The 4,892-nt window shown below is 53.2% G+C and carries 1 protein-coding gene; it reads left to right on the top strand.

What is annotated here, in order from left to right:
- The first annotated feature begins 482 nt into the window (after positions 1-482).
- Positions 483-4,775 carry an SdrD B-like domain-containing protein gene (locus RMSM_RS06205; RefSeq protein ID WP_008693105.1) on the top strand — a complete coding sequence of 1,431 codons (4,293 nt, stop codon included), beginning with the start codon at positions 483-485 and terminating at the stop codon, positions 4,773-4,775.
- The last annotated feature ends 117 nt before the right edge of the window (positions 4,776-4,892 follow it).

Genomic DNA, 4,892 nt, shown 5'->3' with positions numbered 1-4,892 from the left:
AACAAGCCGTAGCCACGGTTCCGACATTCAACCGGGGCTAGCGTCCAACCGGCTAATGAGTTTCCTCCCAAGCCTTTGCTGGCTAACCGTTCAACATTATTTCGAGCGTCGCTGGGTATCGAGCGTCGCTGGTCAGAAACGATAGCGAACGAGATGCGTCAGAAATGGATGTTTCAAGCCGCGCATAGCGTCCTCCGATCCTGCGTGTTGCAGCAATCCAAGCCAGTGCATGGTGAATGAATTGCGAACAACCTATTACCAGCGATTTCAGCAAAAACGCCGGGCAATTCTCTGTGCCTTGCTATTGTCTAACAACCTCTTTATCGCATGCAAGCTGAGGTTCCTCTTTCACTAAAACAGCTGGAGTTTTTCTAGATCAACAAAAGTTTGACACCGCCCTCCAGTGCGGATACATTGCCAATCCCCCAACACTCAAATGCGATGCCTAGCTCCCCAACCTCATCTCTATAGAGAGCCAACCTATGCCCGCTCATGCGCGTTCGATTGCACGTTTGTTTTCCACTTCGATCTCTAGAGCATCGCGAAGCAAGACCAAACGCAACAAATTAACTCGACCGCGTCGCCGTAATTCGCGAGTTTTTTTGGCAGAGCAATTGGAAGACCGTCGTCTGCTTGCTTCGCTGACGGGAGTAAGTTTTCATGATGCCAATGGGGATGGAGTACGAAACTCGGATGAAAGTGCCCGCATCGGCGTTACCGTTTTTCTAGATCAAAACAACAACGGCCGATTCGATGGTGGCGAGAACTCCACTACGACGAACAATGATGGGGAGTACACGTTTGAAGACCTGAGTCCAGGCGACTATATCATCCGCCAGATTGCCCCTGCAGACACCGTCACAACCGCGCCATCGTTTGATGATGCCTACTACGGATTTGCTTATATCCCCGGCAGTGGCGGGCAAATGCAATCGACTCTCATCGATCCCCAGTCCGGAGAAGTGCAGCGTTTGTCGCCGACGTCACGAAACGCGTTGCACGGACTTGTTCGCACGAACGATGGCGAATTTTTTGCCGTGCAAGGCTTTGATCCTGACCGTTTCTTTTCGGTCGATTTCAGCACCAACCAGCACACGTTCATTGGAGAAGTCGGCTCGAATTCCGCATTCGGCTTGGCCTACGATCCAAGCACCGACACGATCTACGGCATCGTAACGGATCCGGCCGATGGGCTAAACAAGTTAGCGACTTTTGATCGCACCTCGGGCCAGCCGACGTTTTTGGGACCTGGGACCACCGAATTGAATGCGACGAGCAGCTTGGCGTTTGATACGGATCGCGGCGTCTTGGTGGCGTTCGATAACGCGGACGATCAGTTTTGGCAGTTTGACCAGGACGGCAATCCATCATTGCTGTGGGACACCGCGGGGCTCAACGGCTGGGGGTTCACCTACAATGGCAACGAATTCTTGCTGCAGGCTGGTAATTTCGATAACGGTGACCCGAGCCAGCTCAATCGGCTTTTCTACCAAATCAACCCCTACGACCGATCGATATCTCCGGATTTTTTCGTCGCCTCCGAAGCGGTACCGATGGACGCGTTGGATTACTTTCGGGTCGACGAAGCCCACCTTGTTTATGTCGCTGAAAACGATGCGCTGACCAATCTGGACTTTGGCACGGTTGCCCCTTACGGCGGAGTGCGTGGGTCGAAATTTGACGACGAAAATGGCAACGGCGTTCGGGACGCGGATGAAGGCGTTTTACCAGGCGTTACGATCTATCTGGATCTGAATGACAATGGCAGTCTCGATCAAACCAGTGACGGTATTCTGGAACCCAGTACGGTGACCGATACCAATGGCAATTACGAGTTCACAGACATTGCCGCAGGCAGTTATGTGATCCGCGAAGTTGTACCGGAGGGATATCAACAGACATTTCCTGTCGCCGGAAATTCACGTCTCTTTGCGACTGTTTTCGACGGTCCGCCTAACGAGGTCCGCGAGCTCGACCCGCACACCGGCAAACTGAAGAATGCTTTTTCGATTGACGGACTCAGGTCGTTCTACGTCAATGGGCTGGCTTTTGACGGCCACACGCTGTACGCACTTGATTCATCCGGAACACTGTTTGAAGCGGACCCTGATAGCGGAACGGTGTGGGACCAGTGGCGACTGCCCAACGGACGCTGGGATGGGTTGGCGGTCATCGACGGACAACTGTACGCCAATGATACGATAGCGGACAAGATATTGGTGATCGATCCCACCACGAACACAATCGTTCGCAACCTAACCTTCGACGCCAGTTCGAATGCTCGTCCCTTTGGCGGACTGGGGGAATTCACCGCAACCGATGGCACAAGTTCACTATTAGGGTCGATCGGTGGGTCAACACAGATCGGATTTTTCGACCCTGACTTGGGGACTCTCACCGGCATGATGACACACCGCAGCATCGGCGGCAGCGATCTCGGCTTAGCTGGAATTGGTGACGAAATCTACGTCGGTTTCGATGATATCGCGGGTACGATCGAAGTCTATGATGCCGATAACTCGTTTCGGCGAACGCTACAGGCCGGAGGTCGAGTGAGCGGTTTGGCTGGAGCCGTCATGCAAGATCCGGCGCATCGAGTGGAAATTGGACCGGGACAAACCTTAGCAAACCTCGACTTTGGCAACCAGAATCAGGTAGGCGAAATTCATGGCAGCAAGTTTGAAGACGTCAACGGCAACGGCGTTCAAGATCAAGGCGAAGGCCCCATCGTCGGAGTGACAATCTATCTGGACCGCAATAACAACGGAGCCTTCGACCCAGGTGAATTGTCGACGCAAACCATCGAGGATGGCAGCTATTCGTTCATCGACATCCCAATCGGCGACTACGTCGTGCGTGAAGTCGCAACAAGTGACTTTCGTCAAACCACGCCGTCCACCGAGATGAGATTGTTCGCTTCGAATGTAGCCGCATCCCCCGATTCGATCGTGGAATTAGATCCCCTCACGGGCGACACATTGAATAGCTTTCCTGCACCAGGCAATGCAAATACTGCCGGTCACGGCGTCGCATTCGATGGAACCACGCTGTATTTTATCGACGCCCGTTTTGACACGCTTTATGAGCTCGATCCGAACGATGGCACCGTGCTTAATTCGACTCCACTTTCCAGCGGAGCATACGATGGTGTTGCCGCATTCAGTGGCCTCGTTTACGTAATCGAAAGCCAAAGCGACGACGTCATCGTCTTTGACCCAATGACCAACAGCATCGTCCGAGTTCTTGACCTAGACGGTGCGAACCCCGGCTATTCATTCAGCGGTGGTATCGGAGAATCGGGGGATCAAACACAGTTGGCTGTCACGACAAACTCCAACCAAGTCGTATTGATTGACCCAATCACCGGAAAAATCACCGGAGGCTTTGATCACGGCGGAGACTTTGACGCTGCGGTCACGGGATTTCAAGACGAGGTGTATGTTGGATTCGGCAGCAGCAGAAATATACGTGTCTTTGACGAAGACGGCACGCTGAGCCGATCCTTCAATACGCAGTTCCCCGTTTTCGGATTAGCCGGATCCGGTGGTGACGGGGCACATCGGGTGACCCTCGCAGTAGGACAAGTATTAACGGGACTCGATTTCGGTAACCAAAGCTTGCTGGGCACCCTCCGCGGCACCAAGTTTGAAGACGCCAACGGCAATGGCCAACGAGATCCAGACGAAGGCCCATTGGTGGGAGTCACGATCTATTTAGATCAAAACAACGATGGCATCCTCAATGACGGTGAACGATCGACAACGACCGACACCAACGGCGACTACGTTTTCCCTGCACTGCCTGCGGCGGATTACGTCGTGCGTGAAGTCGTTCCCGCTGGCTTTGCACAAACGTTTCCGGCCATCATTACGCCAAGACTTTTTGCCACCGATGTCTCTGACCGCCCCGATGCAATCGTCGAACTCGATCCACAAACCGGGGCACTGATCAACAGCTTTGCCGCGCCGCTGGATACAAACAGCGGCGGACATGGCTTGGCGTTTGACGGCACGACACTCTATTATGTTGACTATTTCAATGATCGGCTGTTTGAATTGGATCCCGATGATGGCAATATTCGGGATTCCACACAACTTCCGAGCGGATCATACGATGGGGTGGCAAGCCTCGACGGATTGATCTATCTAACTGAATTCAGTTTTGATGACATCCTTGTCTTCGACCCCATTTCCGATGTGATCGTCAATCGCCTTGACATCAACCAATTGAATCCAGATGTCAATTTACATGGTGGTCTCGGAGAATCAGGCGATGGCAACTACTTGGTTGCCTCGACCAATACGTCCGACGTTGTACTCATCGACCCAAGTACTGGGCGAGTGACCAGCAGCTTCCCCAACAGCAATACCGCCAACCGATTTGATGCAGGAGCCACTGGTTTCGATGGCGAAATCTATCTTGGATTTACGAGCCCGCCAAACACCATTGTTGCGTATAACGACAGTGGCGAACGCCTGCGTTCATTAACCGTGAATTTCCCCATCTATGGGCTTGCCGGTTTCGCACAGGATGATGGGCATCACATTACTCTGCATCCATCACAGACATTGAGTGGGTTGGATTTCGGCAACATCTCGACGAACCAATCGCCTGTTGCCGATGCCGGTGGCCCCTACGCCGTCAACGAAGGAGCGAGCATAATACTAGATGGGACCGGCAGCACGGATCCCGATGGCGATAGGCTCAAGTACCTTTGGGATCTCGACGGTGATGGCGTGTTTGGTGAAACCGGATCTTCGGCAAACCCGTGGTAATGAAGTAGGATCCAACCCAACCTTCGTCTCAGTTGGACTTGATGGGCCATCGTTCGTTGACGTGCAACTTCGCGTCATCGATCCGCTCGATGCCGAAGCACCGCACGAGCGTCATTG

Origin of the sequence: Rhodopirellula maiorica SM1 (assembly GCF_000346295.1) — a bacterium.
In the GTDB taxonomy this organism is placed as follows: domain Bacteria; phylum Planctomycetota; class Planctomycetia; order Pirellulales; family Pirellulaceae; genus Novipirellula; species Novipirellula maiorica.
Note: the sequence above shows the minus strand (reverse complement) of the source record. Positions and strands in the feature narration are given on the sequence as shown.

Bases quoted from the DNA above. Each gene is read 5' to 3' on its own strand.
- RMSM_RS06205 (WP_008693105.1), top strand. From the start codon at position 483: ATGCCCGCTCATGCGCGTTCGATTGCACGTTTGTTTTCCACTTCGATC.